This window comes from Variovorax sp. RCC_210, from assembly GCF_041355175.1.
Lineage (GTDB): Bacteria > Pseudomonadota > Gammaproteobacteria > Burkholderiales > Burkholderiaceae_C > Variovorax.
The window spans coordinates 402,656-419,495 of sequence record NZ_JBFUPJ010000001.1; the positions used below are offsets into that span (position 1 = coordinate 402,656).

The window sequence follows — 16,840 nt, forward strand, 5'->3', positions numbered from 1 at the left end:
CCCCATTTCTTTCCATGCACACCGCGCCCGCACCCAAAGCAACGACAACGATCGTGCCGCGCCGTCTGCATGCGGCACCGGTTTCAACTTCTGGAGCTTCCCCATGTCTGCACTTTTCGACGCGACCGCCCTGGTCGTACCGTTTGAAAACCTGAGAATGACCGACGTCGAGGCGGTTGGCGGCAAGAACGCCAGCCTCGGCGAGATGATCTCGCAGCTGCCGCAAGGCGTGCGGGTGCCGACCGGTTTCGCGACCACGGCGCACGCATTCCGCCAGTTCCTGGCCCACGACGGCCTGGCCGACAAGATCAGCAAGCGCCTGGCCGCGCTGGACACCGAAGACGTGCGCGCGCTGGCCACCGCCGGCGCCGAGATCCGCGCCATGGTCGAGGCCCAGCCCTTTCCGGCCGACCTGCAGAAAGCCATCGGCGAAGCCTTTGCCACCCTGAGCGCCGGCAACCCGGCCGCCTCGTTCGCGGTGCGCTCGTCGGCAACGGCCGAAGACCTGCCCGACGCCTCGTTCGCGGGACAGCAGGAAACCTTCCTGAACGTGGTCGGCATCGAGGACGTGCTGCACAAGATGAAGGAGGTGTTCGCCTCCCTGTACAACGACCGCGCCATCAGCTACCGCGTGCACAAGGGCTTCGAGCACGACGTGGTCGCGCTGTCGGCCGGCGTGCAGCGCATGGTGCGCTCCGACCTGGGCGCCGCCGGCGTCATGTTCACCATCGACACCGAGTCGGGCTTCGAAGACGTGGTGTTCATCACCTCCAGCTACGGCCTGGGCGAAACGGTGGTGCAGGGCGCGGTGAACCCCGACGAGTTCTATGTGCACAAGCCGACGCTGCGCGCCGGCAAGCGCGCCGTGATCCGCCGCAACCTGGGCTCCAAGCTGATCCAGATGGAGTTCGCCACGCCCGAGGAAAAGAAGGCGAGCGGCAAGCTGGTGAAGACCACCGACGTCAAGGCCGAGCAGCGCAACCGCTATTCGCTGAGCGACGCCGATGTCGAGCAACTGGCCAAGTACGCGCTGGTCATCGAGGAGCACTACGGCCGCCCGATGGACATCGAGTGGGGCAAGGACGGCACCGACGGCCACCTCTATATCTTGCAGGCGCGCCCCGAGACGGTGAAGAGCCAGCAGCAGGGCAAGGCCGAGCAGCGCTACAAGCTGCTGGGCAAGGGCGCCGTGCTGGCTGAAGGCCGCGCCATCGGCCAGAAGATCGGCACCGGCGCCGTGCGCCTGGTGCACAACATCAGCGAAATGGACCAGGTGCAGGCCGGCGACGTGCTCGTCACCGACATGACCGACCCCAACTGGGAACCGGTGATGAAGCGCGCCGCCGCCATCGTCACCAACCGCGGCGGGCGCACCTGCCACGCGGCCATCATCGCGCGCGAACTGGGCATTCCGGCCGTGGTCGGCTGCGGCGACGCCACCGACCTGCTGAAGGACGGCACGCTGGTCACCGTGAGCTGCGCCGAGGGCGACACCGGCTTCATCTACGACGGCCTGCTCGAGACCGAAGTGACTGAAGTGCAGCGCGGCGTGATGCCCGAGATCGACCTGAAGATCATGATGAACGTGGGCAACCCGCAGCTTGCCTTCGACTTCGCGCAGCTGCCGAACCACGGCGTGGGCCTGGCCCGGCTGGAGTTCATCATCAACAACAACATCGGCGTGCATCCGAAGGCCATCCTCGACTACCCGAACGTCGACAACGACCTGAAGAAGGCCGTCGAGTCGGTGGCCCGCGGCCACGCCTCGCCGCGTGCTTTCTACGTCGACAAGGTGGCCGAAGGCATCGCGACCATCGCGGCCGCGTTCTGGCCCAAGCCTGTCATCGTGCGGCTGTCGGACTTCAAGTCGAACGAATACCGCAAGCTCATCGGCGGCAGCCGCTACGAGCCGGAAGAAGAGAACCCGATGCTGGGCTTCCGCGGCGCCGCGCGCTACCTGAGCGCCGACTTCGGCGAAGCCTTTGCCATGGAATGCGAGGCGCTCAAGCGCGTGCGCAACGACATGGGCCTGGTCAACGTGCAGATCATGGTGCCCTTCGTGCGCACGCTGGGCCAGGCCGAGCGCGTGACCGGCCTGCTGGGCGAACACGGCCTGAAGCGCGGCGAGAACGAGCTCAAGCTGATCATGATGTGCGAGGTGCCGAGCAACGCCATCCTGGCCGATGAGTTCCTGCAGTTCTTCGACGGCTTCTCGATCGGCTCGAACGACCTGACCCAGCTGACGCTGGGCCTGGACCGCGACTCGGGCCTCGAGCTGCTGGCGGCCGACTTCGACGAGCGCGACCCGGCCGTGAAGGCCATGCTGAGCCGCGCCATCAAGGCCTGCAAGGCGCAAGGCAAGTACGTCGGCATCTGCGGCCAGGGCCCCAGCGACCACCCGGACTTCGCGCTGTGGCTGGCGGAGCAGGGCATCGAGTCGATCTCGCTGAACCCCGACAGCGTGATCGACACCTGGCAGCAGCTGGCCAATCGCTGACCCTCGGCGCATTGCGGATTGCGGAAATCCCCATCGGGGGATTCCCGCGTCTTGCGCGTTTTATTGAAACAAAATGCGTAATTGATGCCAGACTGATGAGATTCACGGGCGTATCCCGGAGGGGGAAGACCACCATGATTCTTGTCAAGACGGAGGCGGGCCAACGGGCCCTGAAGGACCGATCGGTCCCGCTGTCGCCGCGCCAGCGCTCGGCATTCATTCTTTTCGACGGCAAGCGCTCGGTAGACGACGTGCTGGCTGCGGGCATGGGTATCGCCCGCGAAGACATCGATCAGATGGTCGAGCTCGGCGTGCTGGCGCCTGTGGGCGGCACGCCTTCGGCGGTGCCTGTATCTGCGGGCTCCGAGCTGGTCCCGCCTTCGACGGGTGCCGCGGCAAGCATTAGCTCCGGGCGCAGCAAGCAGCAGCGCTACAAGGACGCCTATCCCATCGCCACGCAACTCACCGGCAGCCTCGGACTGATGGGTTTCAGGCTCAACCTGCAGGTGGAGGGCACCGCCAGCTACGAAGATCTCGTCGCGCTGGCGCCCAAGATCCGTGCGGCGGTCGGCCCCGAGAAGGCCGCGGCGCTCGACAAGGCCCTGAACGACTGAGCCGCTTGCCGGCCTGCGAATTACAGGGCTATAATCGCCGGCTTTGCCTTGCCACACTGCGCCAGACGCTGCAGGTGGCTTTTTTCTCTTCTTCGGAAGAATCCACAAGGAGTGCCATGCGTCACTACGAAATCATTTTGCTGATCCACCCGGATCAGAGCGAACAAGTTCCGGCCATGCTGGAGCGCTACAAGGGCCTGATCACGGCCGGCGGCGGCAAGATCCACCGCGTTGAAGACTGGGGCCGCCGTCAGCTGGCTTACCAGATCAACAAGCTCAACAAGGCCCACTACCTGTGCGTCAACATCGAAGCTGAACAAGCCGTGATGGGCGAACTGGAACACGCGTTCAAGTTCAACGACGCCGTGCTGCGCCACCTGACCGTTCAGAAGAAGAAGGCCGACACCGGTCCTTCGTCGATGATGAAGACGGTCGAGCGCGAAGAAGCCCGCAAGGCTCAGCAGGCCGAATACGCCGCCAACAACAACTGATGGTGTGAGTGCCGCCGCTGCGGCAACAGGGGTCAATCAGCTTTTGCTGACCGCCTCGGTTGCCGAACTCGGAACCCTGCGATACACGCCAGCCGGCTTGCCCGCCATCGACCTGAAGCTCGAACACGAGTCGACGCTCCAGGAGGCGGGAAAGCCCAGGCAGGTGAAAGCGGCCCTCAAGGCCGTTGCCTTCGGCGCCATCGCCGAACGGCTCGCAAGGCAGTCGATGGGAAGTCTCTGGCGTTTTCAGGGATTTCTCGCGACACCGGGCAACGGCAAGCATCCGGTCCTGCATGTGCAGGACTTCCAGCAAGATTAATTTTTCGAGAGGTCCATCATGGCCACGTTCAAGAAATTCAACAAAGACAAGCGCCCGAAGCGCAACACCCAGTCGCTGCTGTTCAAGCGCAAGCGCTTCTGCCGCTTCACCGTCGCTGGCGTCGAAGAAATCGACTACAAGGACATCGACACGCTGCGTGACTTCATCAGCGAAAACGGCAAGATCATCCCCGCGCGCCTGACCGGCACGCGCGCGATCTACCAACGCCAGCTGAACACCGCCATCAAGCGCGCGCGCTTCCTGGCCATGGTGCCGTACAGCGACCAGCACCGCGTCTAAGGAGCCCTGACCATGCAAATCATTCTTCTGGACAAGGTTGTCAACGTCGGTGCCCTGGGCGATATCGTCAAGGTCAAGGACGGCTACGCACGCAACTTCCTGATCCCCACGGGTCTGGCCCGCCGCGCCACCGCCAGCAACAAGGCCGAATTCGAAGCCAAGCGTGCCGAACTCGAAAAGGCTGCGGCCGCCAAGCTGGCCGAGTCGCAAGCCCAAGGCGAAAAACTCGGTGGCACGACCATCAAGCTGACGCAAAAGGCTGGCGTCGATGGCCGTCTGTTCGGTTCGGTCACCAACGGCGACATCGCCGAAGAGCTGAACAAGCAAGGCTACAAGGTCGTCAAGGCGCAAGTGCGCCTGCCCAACGGCCCGATCAAGGTGGTTGGCGACAGCACCGTGAGCGTTGCCCTGCACACCGACGTGGTGGTCGACATCACCGTGACGGTCTACGGCGAAACCGCCTGATCGTTCTCAGCGCCTCTGTGCGCTGCAGCAAAAGCCGCCCTCGGGCGGCTTTTCTTTTTTCTTTTTCCGCACCCGAGTTTTCCAGCCGATTGCACTGGAAGATCACCGTTTATTCACAACCTTGTCCACACACGCATTCGCGTGCGCGGCTTAGCATGCAGGGTTGCAAGGGAAGTCCATGGCCGCCGTTTTTTCCTATGCCGACAACAACCCGTCGGCCGATCGCGAAGTTGCCAAGCTGCGCATTCCGCCTCATTCCATCGAGGCCGAATCGAGCGTGCTCGGTGGCCTGCTGCTCGACAACGGCGCCTGGGACCGCATGGGTGACCTGCTGGTCGACGGCGACTTCTACCGCCACGAACACAAGCTGATCTACGCGGCCATCGGCGGGCTCATCAACGCCAGCAAGCCGGCGGACGTGATCACGGTCTACGAGCAGCTGCAGAACCTCGGCAAGGCCGACGACATCGGCGGACTGGTGTACCTGAACTCGCTCGCGCAGTACGTGCCCAGCGCGAGCAACATCCGCCGCTACGCCGAGATCGTGCGCGAGCGCTCGATCCTGCGCAAGCTCGTGTCCGCCAGCGACGAGATCGCGACCAACGCCTTCAACCCGCAGGGCAAGGCCGTCGACAAGATTCTGGACGAAGCCGAACAGAAGATCTTCAACATCGGCGAAGAAGGCACGCGGATGAAGCAGGGCTTCCAGAGCATGGACGCCCTGGTGGTCGAGCTGCTCGACCGCGTGACCGAGATGGCCGAGAACCCGAACGACATCACGGGCGTTCGCACCGGCTTCAACGACTTCGACAAGATGACCTCGGGCCTGCAGCCGGGCGACATGATCGTGCTGGCCGCGCGCCCGTCGATGGGGAAGACCTCGCTCGCCATCAACATCGCCGAGCACGTGGCGCTGGAAGAGGGGCTGCCGGTGGCGGTGTTCTCGATGGAAATGGGTGCCGCCCAGCTGGCGGTGCGTATCGTGGGCTCCATCGGCCGCATCGACCAGGGCCACCTGCGCACCGGCAAGCTCAGCGACGAGGAGTGGCCGCGCCTGACCGAAGCCATCGAGAAGCTGCGCACCGTGTCGCTGCACATCGACGAAACGCCGGGCCTGTCGACCAGCGAGCTGCGCGCCAATGCGCGCCGCCTGGCGCGCCAGTACGGGCGCCTGGGCCTGATCGTGGTCGACTACCTGCAGCTCATGTCGACCAGCAGTTCGGGCGACGAGAACCGCGCCACGGCCGTGGGCGAAATCTCGCGCGGCCTGAAGATGCTGGCCAAGGAATTGAAGTGCCCGGTGATTGCGCTGTCGCAGCTCAGCCGCGGGGTGGAAAGCCGTACCGACAAGCGCCCCATGATGAGCGACTTGCGCGAGTCGGGCGCCATCGAGCAGGACGCGGACATCATCATGTTCATCTACCGCGACGACTACTACAACAAGGAGTCGAAGGAGCCGGGCGTGGCCGAGGTGATCATCAGCAAGCACCGTAACGGCCCCACCGGCACCATCAAGCTGGCGTTCCTGAAGCCGATCACCAAGTTCGAGAACCTGGTCGGCTACAGCCACAACGACGAGTACTGAGCGGGCTCAGCCGCCGCTGGCCGCCGTGTCGGACCACGGCGGCGGGTCTTGCGGCTTTTGCGGCACGATCTTTCCCTGCACCGTCTCGGCCTTCAGCTGCCGCAGCATGTCGGCCAGCGTCTTGCCCGGTTCGTCGCGAAAGCGCTCCGGCAGCACCTCGATCGCGGCCATGCGGTCCACGCGAAAGCCGCGAAAATCGTTGCGCAGTTCGCACCAGGTCGACAACGTCCAGACCTTGCCCCAATAGAAGCAGCCCAGCGGCCGCACGGTGCGCTCGCTGGCATCGCCCGACACGTCGTGGTACTGCAGCCGCAGCTTGTGGTGCGACTGCACCGTTTCGCGCAGCGTCTGCAGCCGCGCGCGCAGGGCGTCGTCCAGGCCCATGGCGGGGGCGTAGAGGGCGAGCGCCTCGGCGGAAACCCGCGCCGCAGGCGGCAGCACCGACAGGATCTTGCCCAGCCCGCTCTCGATGTCGCGTGCCAGCGCCGGATCGACCCAGCTCTGCGCCAGCCGCGCCGCGGCCACGAGCGCCGAAGCCTCGTCCTGCGTGAACATCAGCGGCGGCAGCTCGAAGCCCGCGCCCAGCCGGTAGCCGACGCCGGCCTCGCCCTCGATGGGCACGCCCTGGTGCTGCAGGTCGGCCACGTCGCGGTACACCGTGCGCTCGGACACCTCCAGCCGCTGTGCCAGAAAGGCGGCCGTGGTCAGGCGGCGGCCGCGAATGAGCTGCACGAGCTGGAAGAGGCGATCGGCGCGGCGCATCAACGTGGCAAGGAGAGTTTTGTGGCGATGTCTTCGGAGATCGAGCGCTTCGGGTTGCTCACGAAACGCCGATGTGGATCGATACCTTGTCCGGCCCTTCGTAGGCCTCGAAGTCGCTGCGGTAGGTGCGCACGACTTCCGGGTGCGCCTCGAAATACTGCCAGATGCGCTGCCACGTGGCGATCACCATGTGCGGCATTTCGCCCTGGCCGTTGAACACGAGGTAGTCGCCGGCCTCGATGGCCACGCTGTTCGTGCCGCCCGAGACCGCCACGCCCGCCATCACGTCGAAGGCCCCATGCGCGTCCGATTCGTAGGCCGAATAGACGCTGAAGATGCGCGTGTCGGCGGTGCGATGCGGCGTCGCTGCATAGGTTTCCTCGCCGAAGAAGCGCTGCCACAGCGCCCCGATGCGCGCCGTGTCCGGGTTGCCTTCCTCGCGGTTGGTGGTGCGCACCGAAATGCCGGCGACGCTGAAGGCGTCCTGGTGTTGACGGGTAGGTTCCATGTTTTCTCTTTCTCGAAGTGCGATCAAAGTGCGAGCATTTTCAGGTCGGCCTTCATGGCCTCGGCGATCAGTTTCATGTCGGCGTCTGAAATGTCGAACATGCCGAAGCGAAACTTGTAGCCCCACAGCTTGGGGTTCTCGATGAACGCGAGCCGCTCGATCAGCGGCGCGATCGGCGCCTCGTGCGAGTGTGCATAAGCGACGTCACGACGCCACGGCACGAAGCCGTTGCCCATGTCGAACTCGTAGGGCGCGCCGGGCTGAACGATGCCGATCGACACGAAGCTCTGCAGCTTGTCGGTGCCGCTGAACACCGTGGCCGGCGAGTAGTAGGCCACGCGGTCGCCCGCGGCAAGCCGCTTGAGCGGCGCGTGCTTGCCGTGGCCGACCTGCATGAAGCCGAGCGGGCGGTGGTCGCGCCCACGCCTGGCGTGCTCGGCGCTGGCCACGGCGATCCAGTTGCGTTGGGCCATGGCGGATCAGCTCAGCGCGTGCAGGCCGACTTCGTTGCCTTCGGTGTCGCGCATGTGGGCGATGAAGCCCATGCCCGGCGGCAATGCCGACTTGGGCGCGACGATGTGCCCGCCGGCCGCCTCGACGCGCGCGAGCACGCCGTCGATGCTGTTCGGCGCGCAGTCCAGGTAGATGCGAATGCTGCTGCCGGCACGCGCGGTGGGGCTGGCGCCTGCCTGCAGGGCGCCGCCGGTGGCGGGCCGCTCATAGGGAAACACGGCCAGCGCGTCGCCGCCCATGCTTTCGCGACGCAGCTCGCGGTCCAGCACGGTTTCATAGAAGGCCTGGGCGCGGTCGAGGTCGGCAACCGGAATCTCGAACCAGCTGATGGCGCTTTGTTGTTGCATGAAGGGCTCTCTTTCGTGTCTGTTGAAGGAGCCCTGATGGTGCGGCCCGGCTACTGACAACGTCTTGTCAGTAGCCTGTCATGGCGGGCGAAAAAAAGCCCGCGATGCTCCGTGGAGCATGCGGGCTTCGGCGGTTCGAACCCTCGGGTTCGATACGCGGCTTAGAGCACGTCGCTTGCGAAATCGGCTAGGCGCGAGCGTTCGCCGCGTGCCAGCGTGATGTGTCCGCCGTGCGGCCAGCCCTTGAACTTGTCGACCGCGAAGGTCAGGCCCGAGGAGCCTTCCGTGAGGTACGGCGTGTCGATCTGCGCCAGGTTGCCCATGCAGATGATCTTCGTGCCCGGGCCCGCGCGCGTGATCAGCGTCTTCATCTGCTTGGGCGTCAGGTTCTGCGCCTCGTCGATGATCACGTACTTGTTCAGGAAGGTGCGCCCGCGCATGAAGTTCATGCTCTTGACCTTGATGCGGCTGCGGATCAGCTCGTTGGTGGCCGCTCGGCCCCACTCGCCGGCGCCGCCGCCGTCGCCCTTGGCCAGGAACTCGAGGTTGTCGTCGAGCGCGCCCATCCAGGGACCCATCTTTTCTTCTTCGGTGCCGGGCAGGAAGCCGATGTCTTCACCGACGCTCACGGTCGCGCGGGTCATGATGATCTCGGTGTAGCGGCGGTCGTCGAGCACCTGCGTGAGGCCCGAGGCCAGCGCCATCAGCGTCTTGCCGGTGCCGGCGGTGCCGGTCAGCGTGACGAAGTCGATCTCGGGGTCCATCAGAAGGTTCATCGCGAAGTTCTGCTCGCGGTTGCGCGTGTTCACGCCCCACACCGCGTTCTTGCCCGAGCTGTAGTCCTTGAGCGTCTTGAGCACCGCGGTCTTGTCGCGGATTTCGGTGACGCGCGCGTACATGCTCGGCTCGCCGGGCGCCTCGAAGAACACGAACTGGTTGATGTAGAGGTTGGGCACCAGCGGACCGCTGATCCGGTAGAAGGTGGTGCTGCCGCTTTGCCAGCTCTCGACGGTCTTGCTCTGGCGGGTCCAGAAGTCGGGCGGCAGGGCGAGCGAACCGGCGTAGAGCAGGTCGCCGTCTTCCAGCGTCTTGTCGTTCTGGTAGTCGTCTGCTGCCAGCCCCAGCGCGCGCGCCTTGACGCGCATGTTGATGTCCTTGGACACCAGCACCACTTCCTGCTTGGGCTTGCCCGGCTTGTCGGTGGCGTACTCATCGCGCAGGGCCTGCACTACGCCGAGGATCTGGTTGTCGGCCTTGCCCTGGGGCAGGCTGACCGGCAGCGAGTAGTCGAGCGGGGCGGTCTGGAAGAACAGCCGGCCGCCAGCTTCGCGATGGCCGGTGGTGTCGAGCTTCAGGCCCTTGTCGATGTCGGCGTCCTGTGCGCCGGCCAGTGCGTCGAGCGTGCGGCTGGTCTGGCGACCGTTGCGCGCGACTTCGGTGGTGCCCTTCTTGTGGCCGTCGAGCTCTTCCAGCACGATCATCGGCAGGAAGATGTCGTGCTCCTCGAAGCGGAACAGGCACATCGGGTCATGCAGCAGCACGTTGGTGTCGAGCACGAACAGCTTGGCCGGGCCGGCGGACTTGCTGCGCTTGGTGCGTGCCGGGGTCTGTGGCGCGGCGACCGGTGCCGGGGAGGGCGTGGGGACTCGCGTCTCGACCTGCACGGCGGCGGGTTGCTGCGGTGCGCTCACGAGTGCGCTGACAGGTGCGCTGACAGGTGCGCTGATAGGTGCACTGACGGGCGCATTCACGGGTGCGCGGGCGGGTGCGGTCGCCGGGGCAGACGCCGGCGCTGCCTTGGCCTTGGCGCGGCGTGCCGGACGCGCGACAGCGTCGCCGCCGCCTTCGGTGCCGAGGTTGTCGAACAGTTCCAGTGGCTGCGGTCCGCTTTTCGCGGAGGCGTCATCGCGCGAATCGCCGGCACGGCGCGAACCTCTGTGCGAGGGCCGCGCGGGCGCGTCGAGAGCGTCCGGCGAGAGCAATGCAGCGCGTTTCGAGGGGGCGGGAGGCAATGGCATGGGTCAGGTCGCTCGCAGAAGGTGGGAACCAGAAAACGAAAAAGCCGCCTGTTGACCAAGGCGGCTTTGTTCGGGGGATGCGGTCGTGGAGCTCAACGGCATGAGGCCATTATGCATACCCCGGATGACGCGCCGGAGGCTCTTTACGCGCCGCGTAGGGCAATCCCCACGTCGCGGTGCAAAAGAACAGCCCGGCGCCCGGTGCAAGGCTCAGGCGGCCTTCTTGAGGGCCTTGACGGCCTTGAGCACGTCGTCGACATGGCCGGGGACCTTGAGTCCGCGCCATTCGGCCTTCAGGATGCCGTCGGCGCCGATCAGGAAGGTGCTGCGCTCGATGCCCTTGACCTTCTTGCCGTACATGATCTTGTTCTTGACCACGCCGAACATGTGGCACATCTTTTCTTCGGTATCGGCGATGAGCTCGAAGGGGAGTTCGAGCTTGGCCTTGAATTCGTCGTGCGACTTCATGTTGTCGCGCGACACACCGAAGACCGTGGCGCCTGCCTTTTCGAAGTCCTTGTAGCGGTCGCGGAATTGCATCGCTTCGGTCGTGCAACCCGGAGTGTTATCTTTCGGGTAAAAGTACATGACCAGCACGTGGCCGAGATGCGAGGTATTCGAGACCTTGAGGCCGCCCGTGGCGTTGGCGTCGAATTCAGGAATGGGTTTGTTGACAACGATCGCCATGAAACTTGTTTTCTCCGTTAGATTCCGTTCTCCGAGCCCTCTCGCCACGTTTTCAGACGGGGCTTGCTCGAAGAATGAAAGATTGGTCGTTGCTAACTTTGGGGTAGCGGGCCTGTTCGCAACCTAGTATTTTACCCCGAAAACGCGGCGCTCAGCCGCCCGACGCACTCTCGACCAGCAGAGCGGCGATCACGTGCCTGCCTTCGCCGGCCAATATGTTGTACGTTCTGCAGGCTGCGGCGGTGTCCATGGTCTCCACGCCGGTGCGTTGCGCCATCAACGGACGCAGCCATGCGGGCTGGGGAAAACGAATGCGATTGCCGCTGCCGAAGATGATCAATTCGGCGCCCAGCGATGCCAGTTGCTCGAAATGCGCGGCACCGATGTCGTCGAAGCTCTTGCAGGGCCATTCGAAGCGCTCGCCGCGCGAACCGACCACGACGCTGCCCTCGACTTTTTCGTTGTTGATCGCCACCCAGCCGGGGCCGTGTGCGGTGAGGGATTGGGCGTCGGATTTGTCAGGCTGGAGCTTCATCTGGGCACTGGGAACTGTGGTCAAATTATAGGTTTTCCCTGGTGCCAAGGGGCTCGAAAGGGCTTTCCCCTGGATCTTTGGACGCGGCCTCCGGCGGCCTGTAACTCCGAGTAAGCAACCCGTTTCAACCCGTTAATTCGCGCCCGGGAGGGCCCTTTGAAGCAGCTCAAGAAATCGGCCAAGCTGGCCAACGTGCTCTACGACATCCGCGGCCCCATCATGGACGCCGCCAAGCAGATGGAAGAGGACGGCCAGAAGATCATCAAGCTCAACATCGGCAATCTTGCCGTGTTCGGCTTCGATGCCCCCGAGGAAATCCAGCAGGACATGATCCGCAACCTGCCGAATTCGGCGGGGTATTCGGACAGCAAGGGGGTCTTCGCCGCGCGCAAGGCGGTGATGCACGAGACGCAGAAGCAGGGCATCACGGGCGTCACGCTCGACGACATCTACCTGGGCAACGGCGCCAGCGAGCTGATCGCCATGTCCACCAACGCGCTGCTCGACGACGGCGACGAGCTGCTGCTGCCGGCCCCCGACTATCCGCTGTGGACCGCCTCCACCAGCCTCTCGGGCGGCACCCCGGTGCACTACCTGTGCGACGAGGCCAATGGCTGGATGCCCAACCTGGACGACATCCGCGCCAAGATCACGCCGCGCACCAAGGGCATCGTGGTCATCAACCCGAACAACCCGACCGGCGCGCTCTATTCGGACGAACTGCTCAAGAGCATCGTGGCTATCGCGCGCGAGCACGGCCTCGTGATCTTCGCGGACGAGGTCTATGACAAGGTGCTGTACGACGGCGTCAAGCACACCGCCATTGCCAGCCTGTCGAGCGATGTGCTCACGCTGACTTTCAACTCGCTGTCCAAGAGCTACCGCTCGTGCGGCTACCGCGCCGGCTGGCTCGTGGTGTCGGGCGACAAGCGCAGCGCGCAGGACTACATCGAGGGCCTGAACATGCTCTCGAACATGCGCCTGTGCGCCAACGTGCCCGGTCAATGGGCCATCCAGACGGCGCTGGGCGGCTACCAGAGCATCAACGACCTTGTGTGCGACGGCGGGCGCCTGCGCCGCCAGCGCGACCTGGCCTACGAGCTCATCACCGCCATTCCGGGCGTAAGCTGCGTCAAGCCCAGCGCGGCGCTCTACATGTTCCCCAAGCTCGACCCCGAGGTCTACCCGATCGAGGACGACCGCCAGTTCTTCCTCGAGCTGCTGAAGGAAACCCGCGTGATGCTGGTGCAGGGCACCGGCTTCAACTGGGCCACGCCCGACCACTTCCGCATCGTGTTCCTGCCCCATGAGGACGACCTGCGCGAGGCCATCAACCGCATCGCGAAGTTCCTGGAGCAGTACCGCTTGCGCCGCAAGACGCGCCCATGAAGCCCGCCTGCCTTGCCGCGGTGCTGTCGTTCGCGGCACTGTCCGCCTCGGCTGCCATCGCAGCGGGAGCCGCCGAGACGCGGCCGGTCTCCTTTTCCCACAACGACTGGGAGCTGGCCTGCGACAACACGCGCACCTGCCGCGCCGCCGGCTACCAGCAGGACGGCGAGCCGGTGTCGATGCGCATCACCCGCAAGGCCGGCCCCAACACCGCGGTAGAGATCGAACTGCAGACCGGCGGCGAAGAAGAGCCCAAGGGCCCGTTGCGCGTGAAGGTCGGCAAGGCCACCGTGTCCGGCCTCGAAGGCGGCTCCCCCAGCCTCGACGCCAGCCAGGTTCGCGCCGTGCTGCCCGAACTGCTCAAGAGCGACGATGCCACCCTCACGGCCGGCGGCGGCAAGAAGTGGGTGCTTTCCCTTTCCGGCCTCAACGCCGTGCTGTTGAAGATGGATGAAGCCCAGGGCCGCGTCGATACGCCGGGCGCGCTGGTGCGCCGCGGCAGCAAGCCTGAATCCGCCGTGCTGGCGGCATTGCCGATGCCCGTGTTCCATGCGCTCAAGCCCGTCAAGTCGCGCCCCGGCGACGACGCCCTGGCGGCGCGCATCTTTCCGTCTCTCAAGCTGAGCGAAGCCGACGGCCCGTGCAACAACACCGACGCGGTGCAGGCCAAGTCGCTCCAGGTCCACCGCCTGACCGACAGCAAGGTGCTGCTGTCGCTCGAATGCAGCGTGGGGGCCTACAACTCCACCAGCCAGCTCTGGATCGCCAACGACAAGCCGCCCTATTCGCCATCGGCCCTCGAGGCCAACGGCGACTTCGACGACAAGGACGCCAGCGTCTCCTCGGTCATGAAGGTCCGCGGCATCGGCGACTGCGTGTCGACCGAAACCTGGCACTTCGACGGCAGGGGCTTCGTGCGAACCGGCGCCACCGTCGACAGCCTGTGCCGCGACTTTCCCGGCGGCGCCTGGAACCTGCCGCGCCACGTCAGCCGCGTCGTGACCGCGCCGTGATCGCGCCGCTCACCACCCCATTCAAACCATGAACGCCATGAACTCGACTCTCCCAATGAAACCCATCCAAGTAGGCCTGCTCGGCGCAGGCACGGTCGGCAGCGGCACCTTCAAGGTGCTCCAGCGCAACCAGGAAGAAATCAAGCGCCGCGCCGGCCGCGGCATCGAGATCACCATGGTGGCCGACCTCGACACCGCCCGCGCCCGCAAAGTGGCCGGCGAAGGCGTGAAGGTGGTTGCCGACGCACGCGAAGTCATCGCCAACCCCGACATCGACATCGTCATCGAGCTCATCGGCGGCTACGGCATCGCCAGGCAGCTCGTGCTCGAGGCCATCGCGGCCGGCAAGCACGTGGTCACCGCCAACAAGGCGCTGCTCGCGGTGCACGGCACCGAAATCTTCGCGGCGGCGCATGCCAAGGGCGTGATGGTGGCCTTCGAGGCCGCGGTGGCCGGTGGCATCCCGATCATCAAGGCGCTGCGCGAAGGCCTCACGGCCAACAGCATCCAGTGGATCGCCGGCATCATCAACGGCACCACCAACTTCATCCTGTCCGAGATGCGCGACAAGGGCCTGGACTTCGCCACCGTGCTGAAGGAGGCGCAACGCCTGGGCTACGCCGAGGCCGACCCGACCTTCGACATCGAAGGCGTGGACGCCGCGCACAAGGTCACGCTGATGAGCGCCATCGCGTTCGGCATTCCGGTGCAGTTCGACAAGGCCCATGTCGAGGGCATCACCAAGCTCGCCGCGCAGGACATCCGGTACGCCGAGCAGCTCGGCTACCGCATCAAGCTGCTGGGCGTGACCAAGCGCACGACCAAGGGCATCGAGCTGCGCGTGCACCCTTCGCTGGTGCCGTCCAAGCGCCTGCTGGCCAACGTCGAAGGCGCGATGAACGCGGTCGTGGTGCACGGCGACGCCGTGGGCACCACGCTGTACTACGGCAAGGGCGCGGGCAGCGAACCGACGGCCAGCGCGGTCATTGCCGACCTGGTCGACATCACCCGCCTGCACACCGCCGACGCCGCGCACCGCGTGCCGCACCTGGCGTTCCACCCGGACGCCATGAGCGACCTGCAGGTGCTGCCGATGTCCGAGGTGGTCACCAGCTACTACCTGCGCCTGCGCGTGGCCGACCAGGCCGGCGTGCTCGCCAAGGTGACGGGCCTGCTGGCCACCGCGGGCATCAGCATCGACGCCGTGCTGCAGCGCGAGGCCGACGAAGTGGGCGGCGAGGGCTCCACGCAGACCGACCTCATCATCCTCACGCACGACGCGCGCGAAGGCACCGTCAACGACGTGCTGGCCGAACTGCAGGCGCTGCCCACCGTGCTCGAACCCATCGTGCGTATCCGCAAGGAAGAGTTGAAGTGAACTACCTGAGCACCCGCGGCCATCCCGACCGCAAGCGCTTCTGCGAAATCCTGCTCGAGGGCCTGGCGCCTGACGGCGGCCTGTACCTGCCCGAGACCTATCCGCAGGTCGACACCGCCACGCTCGCCAGGTGGCGCGCGTTGCCGTATGCCGAGCTGGCCTTCGAGATCCTCTCGCTGTACATCGACGACATTCCGCCGGTCGACCTGAAGGCGATCTGCGCGAAGACCTACACGGCTGAAGTGTTCGGCACCGAAGAGATCGTGCCGCTGCGCGAGCTCGAGGACGGCGTGTACCTCGAGGCCCTGTCCAACGGCCCCACGCTGGCCTTCAAGGACATGGCGATGCAGCTGCTGGGCAACCTGTTCGAGTACGAACTGGCCCGCCGCGGCGCCGAGCTCAACATCCTGGGCGCCACCAGCGGCGACACCGGCAGCGCGGCCGAGTACGCCATGCGCGGCAAGAAGGGCGTGCGCGTGTTCATGACCTCGCCGGACGGCCGCATGAGCCCGTTCCAGCAGGCGCAGATGTTCAGCCTGCAGGACGAGAACATCCACAACATCGCCATCACCGGCGTGTTCGACGACTGCCAGGACATCGTCAAGGCTGTTTCGAACGACCTGGGCTTCAAGCGCAAGTACCGCATCGGCACGGTCAACTCGATCAACTGGGCGCGGCTGCTGGCGCAGGTCGTCTACTACTTCGCGGGCTACTTCCAGGCCACCGCGGGCAACGACAAGCCGGTGAGCTTCACCGTGCCCTCGGGCAATTTCGGCAACGTCTGCGCGGGCCACGTGGCGCGCATGATGGGCCTTCCGATCCAGACGCTGGTGGTCGCCACCAACGAGAACGACGTGCTCGACGAGTTCTTCCGCACCGGCATCTACCGCGTGCGCGGCGCCGTCGACACGCACGAGACCTCCAGCCCATCGATGGACATCAGCAAGGCCAGCAACTTCGAGCGCTTCGTGTTCGACCTGGTCGGACGCGACGCCACCAAGCTGCGCCAGCTGTTCGTGGAAGACCTGGGCCTGAACGGCAGCTTCGACCTGAGCGCCGACCCGGCATTCAAGCAGGCCGCCGAACGCTTCGGCTTCAAGAGCGGTCGCAGCACGCACGCCGACCGCCTGGCCACCATCCGCGATACCGAGAAGCGCTTCGCCACGCTGGTCGACCCGCACACCGCCGACGGCCTGAAGGCGGCGCGCGAACAGCTCGTGCCCGGCGTGCCCATGGTGGTGCTGGAAACGGCGCTGCCCATCAAGTTCGCGGCCACGCTGGTCGAGGCGCTGGGCCAGGAGCCCGAGCGGCCGAAGAAGTTCGAAGGCATCGAGGCGCTGCCCAAGCGCGTCGTCAAGCTGCCGGCCGACGCCGAAGCCGTGAAGGCCTACATCGCGGAAAACTGTGACTGAGCACGCC

The 16,840-nt window shown here is 65.4% G+C and carries 18 protein-coding genes; 11 read left to right on the forward strand and 7 right to left on the reverse strand.

Going from position 1 to position 16,840, the window contains the following annotated elements:
• Positions 1 to 103: 103 nt before the first annotated feature.
• From ppsA to dnaB, 7 genes are all read left to right on the forward strand, one after another.
• Positions 104 to 2,497: a phosphoenolpyruvate synthase gene (gene ppsA, locus AB6807_RS01975; RefSeq protein ID WP_116907920.1), complete on the forward strand. Its 2,394-nt coding sequence runs from the start codon at positions 104 to 106 to the stop codon at positions 2,495 to 2,497.
• 134 nt (positions 2,498 to 2,631) lie between these two features.
• Positions 2,632 to 3,111, forward strand: a complete 480-nt coding sequence (locus AB6807_RS01980) for a hypothetical protein (protein ID WP_371083306.1) — start codon at positions 2,632 to 2,634, stop codon at positions 3,109 to 3,111.
• 116 nt (positions 3,112 to 3,227) lie between these two features.
• Complete coding sequence (gene rpsF, locus AB6807_RS01985; RefSeq protein ID WP_093125029.1) at positions 3,228 to 3,602, forward strand: 30S ribosomal protein S6; 375 nt, start codon at positions 3,228 to 3,230, stop codon at positions 3,600 to 3,602.
• A gap of 4 nt (positions 3,603 to 3,606) precedes the next feature.
• Entirely contained in the window at positions 3,607 to 3,921 is a 315-nt protein-coding gene (gene priB / locus AB6807_RS01990; protein ID WP_116907918.1) for a primosomal replication protein N, read from the forward strand.
• A gap of 18 nt (positions 3,922 to 3,939) precedes the next feature.
• Positions 3,940 to 4,221, forward strand: a complete 282-nt coding sequence (gene rpsR, locus AB6807_RS01995) for a 30S ribosomal protein S18 (RefSeq protein ID WP_007830781.1) — start codon at positions 3,940 to 3,942, stop codon at positions 4,219 to 4,221.
• A 12-nt stretch (positions 4,222 to 4,233) separates the two neighbouring features.
• Positions 4,234 to 4,686, forward strand: coding sequence for a 50S ribosomal protein L9 (gene rplI, locus AB6807_RS02000; RefSeq protein WP_116907917.1), 453 nt, complete (start codon positions 4,234 to 4,236; stop codon positions 4,684 to 4,686).
• A 178-nt stretch (positions 4,687 to 4,864) separates the two neighbouring features.
• A complete protein-coding gene (gene dnaB, locus AB6807_RS02005) occupies positions 4,865 to 6,271 on the forward strand; it encodes a replicative DNA helicase (RefSeq protein ID WP_116907916.1) in 1,407 nt (468 codons plus the stop codon).
• Positions 6,272 to 6,277: 6 nt separating this feature from the next.
• Here the strand turns inward: dnaB and AB6807_RS02010 are convergent, their stop codons facing one another.
• From AB6807_RS02010 to AB6807_RS02040, 7 genes are all read right to left on the reverse strand, one after another.
• Positions 6,278 to 7,033, reverse strand: a complete 756-nt coding sequence (locus AB6807_RS02010; protein ID WP_371083307.1) for a helix-turn-helix transcriptional regulator — start codon at positions 7,031 to 7,033, stop codon at positions 6,278 to 6,280.
• 58 nt (positions 7,034 to 7,091) lie between these two features.
• On the reverse strand, positions 7,092 to 7,541 hold the full coding sequence (locus AB6807_RS02015; protein WP_371083308.1) for a GyrI-like domain-containing protein: 450 nt from the start codon (positions 7,539 to 7,541) through the stop codon (positions 7,092 to 7,094).
• A gap of 23 nt (positions 7,542 to 7,564) precedes the next feature.
• Positions 7,565 to 8,014: an EVE domain-containing protein gene (locus tag AB6807_RS02020; protein ID WP_116907913.1), complete on the reverse strand. Its 450-nt coding sequence runs from the start codon at positions 8,012 to 8,014 to the stop codon at positions 7,565 to 7,567.
• A 6-nt stretch (positions 8,015 to 8,020) separates the two neighbouring features.
• On the reverse strand, positions 8,021 to 8,401 hold the full coding sequence (locus AB6807_RS02025; protein ID WP_371083309.1) for a VOC family protein: 381 nt from the start codon (positions 8,399 to 8,401) through the stop codon (positions 8,021 to 8,023).
• A 161-nt stretch (positions 8,402 to 8,562) separates the two neighbouring features.
• Complete coding sequence (locus tag AB6807_RS02030; RefSeq protein ID WP_371083310.1) at positions 8,563 to 10,419, reverse strand: PhoH family protein; 1,857 nt, start codon at positions 10,417 to 10,419, stop codon at positions 8,563 to 8,565.
• 210 nt (positions 10,420 to 10,629) lie between these two features.
• Positions 10,630 to 11,106 carry a peroxiredoxin gene (locus AB6807_RS02035; RefSeq protein ID WP_007830801.1) on the reverse strand — a complete coding sequence of 159 codons (477 nt, stop codon included), beginning with the start codon at positions 11,104 to 11,106 and terminating at the stop codon, positions 10,630 to 10,632.
• Between the two features lie 151 nt (positions 11,107 to 11,257).
• Positions 11,258 to 11,641 (reverse strand): Mth938-like domain-containing protein, encoded by a 384-nt coding sequence (locus tag AB6807_RS02040; RefSeq protein WP_116907910.1) that lies wholly within the window; start codon positions 11,639 to 11,641, stop codon positions 11,258 to 11,260.
• Positions 11,642 to 11,797: 156 nt separating this feature from the next.
• Here AB6807_RS02040 and AB6807_RS02045 point away from each other — a divergent pair, with 156 nt between their 5' ends.
• Genes AB6807_RS02045 through thrC form a run of 4 tightly spaced genes read left to right on the forward strand, consistent with a single transcriptional unit; the run spans position 11,798 to position 16,833 of the window.
• Positions 11,798 to 13,030, forward strand: coding sequence for a pyridoxal phosphate-dependent aminotransferase (locus tag AB6807_RS02045; RefSeq protein ID WP_116907909.1), 1,233 nt, complete (start codon positions 11,798 to 11,800; stop codon positions 13,028 to 13,030).
• On the forward strand, positions 13,027 to 14,043 hold the full coding sequence (locus AB6807_RS02050) for a DUF1176 domain-containing protein (protein ID WP_371083311.1): 1,017 nt from the start codon (positions 13,027 to 13,029) through the stop codon (positions 14,041 to 14,043). Before AB6807_RS02045 ends, AB6807_RS02050 begins: the two co-directional genes overlap by 4 nt.
• A gap of 55 nt (positions 14,044 to 14,098) precedes the next feature.
• Positions 14,099 to 15,421, forward strand: a complete 1,323-nt coding sequence (locus AB6807_RS02055) for a homoserine dehydrogenase (protein ID WP_371083312.1) — start codon at positions 14,099 to 14,101, stop codon at positions 15,419 to 15,421.
• Positions 15,418 to 16,833 (forward strand): threonine synthase, encoded by a 1,416-nt coding sequence (gene thrC / locus AB6807_RS02060; protein WP_371083313.1) that lies wholly within the window; start codon positions 15,418 to 15,420, stop codon positions 16,831 to 16,833. Before AB6807_RS02055 ends, thrC begins: the two co-directional genes overlap by 4 nt.
• Positions 16,834 to 16,840 lie beyond the last annotated feature (7 nt).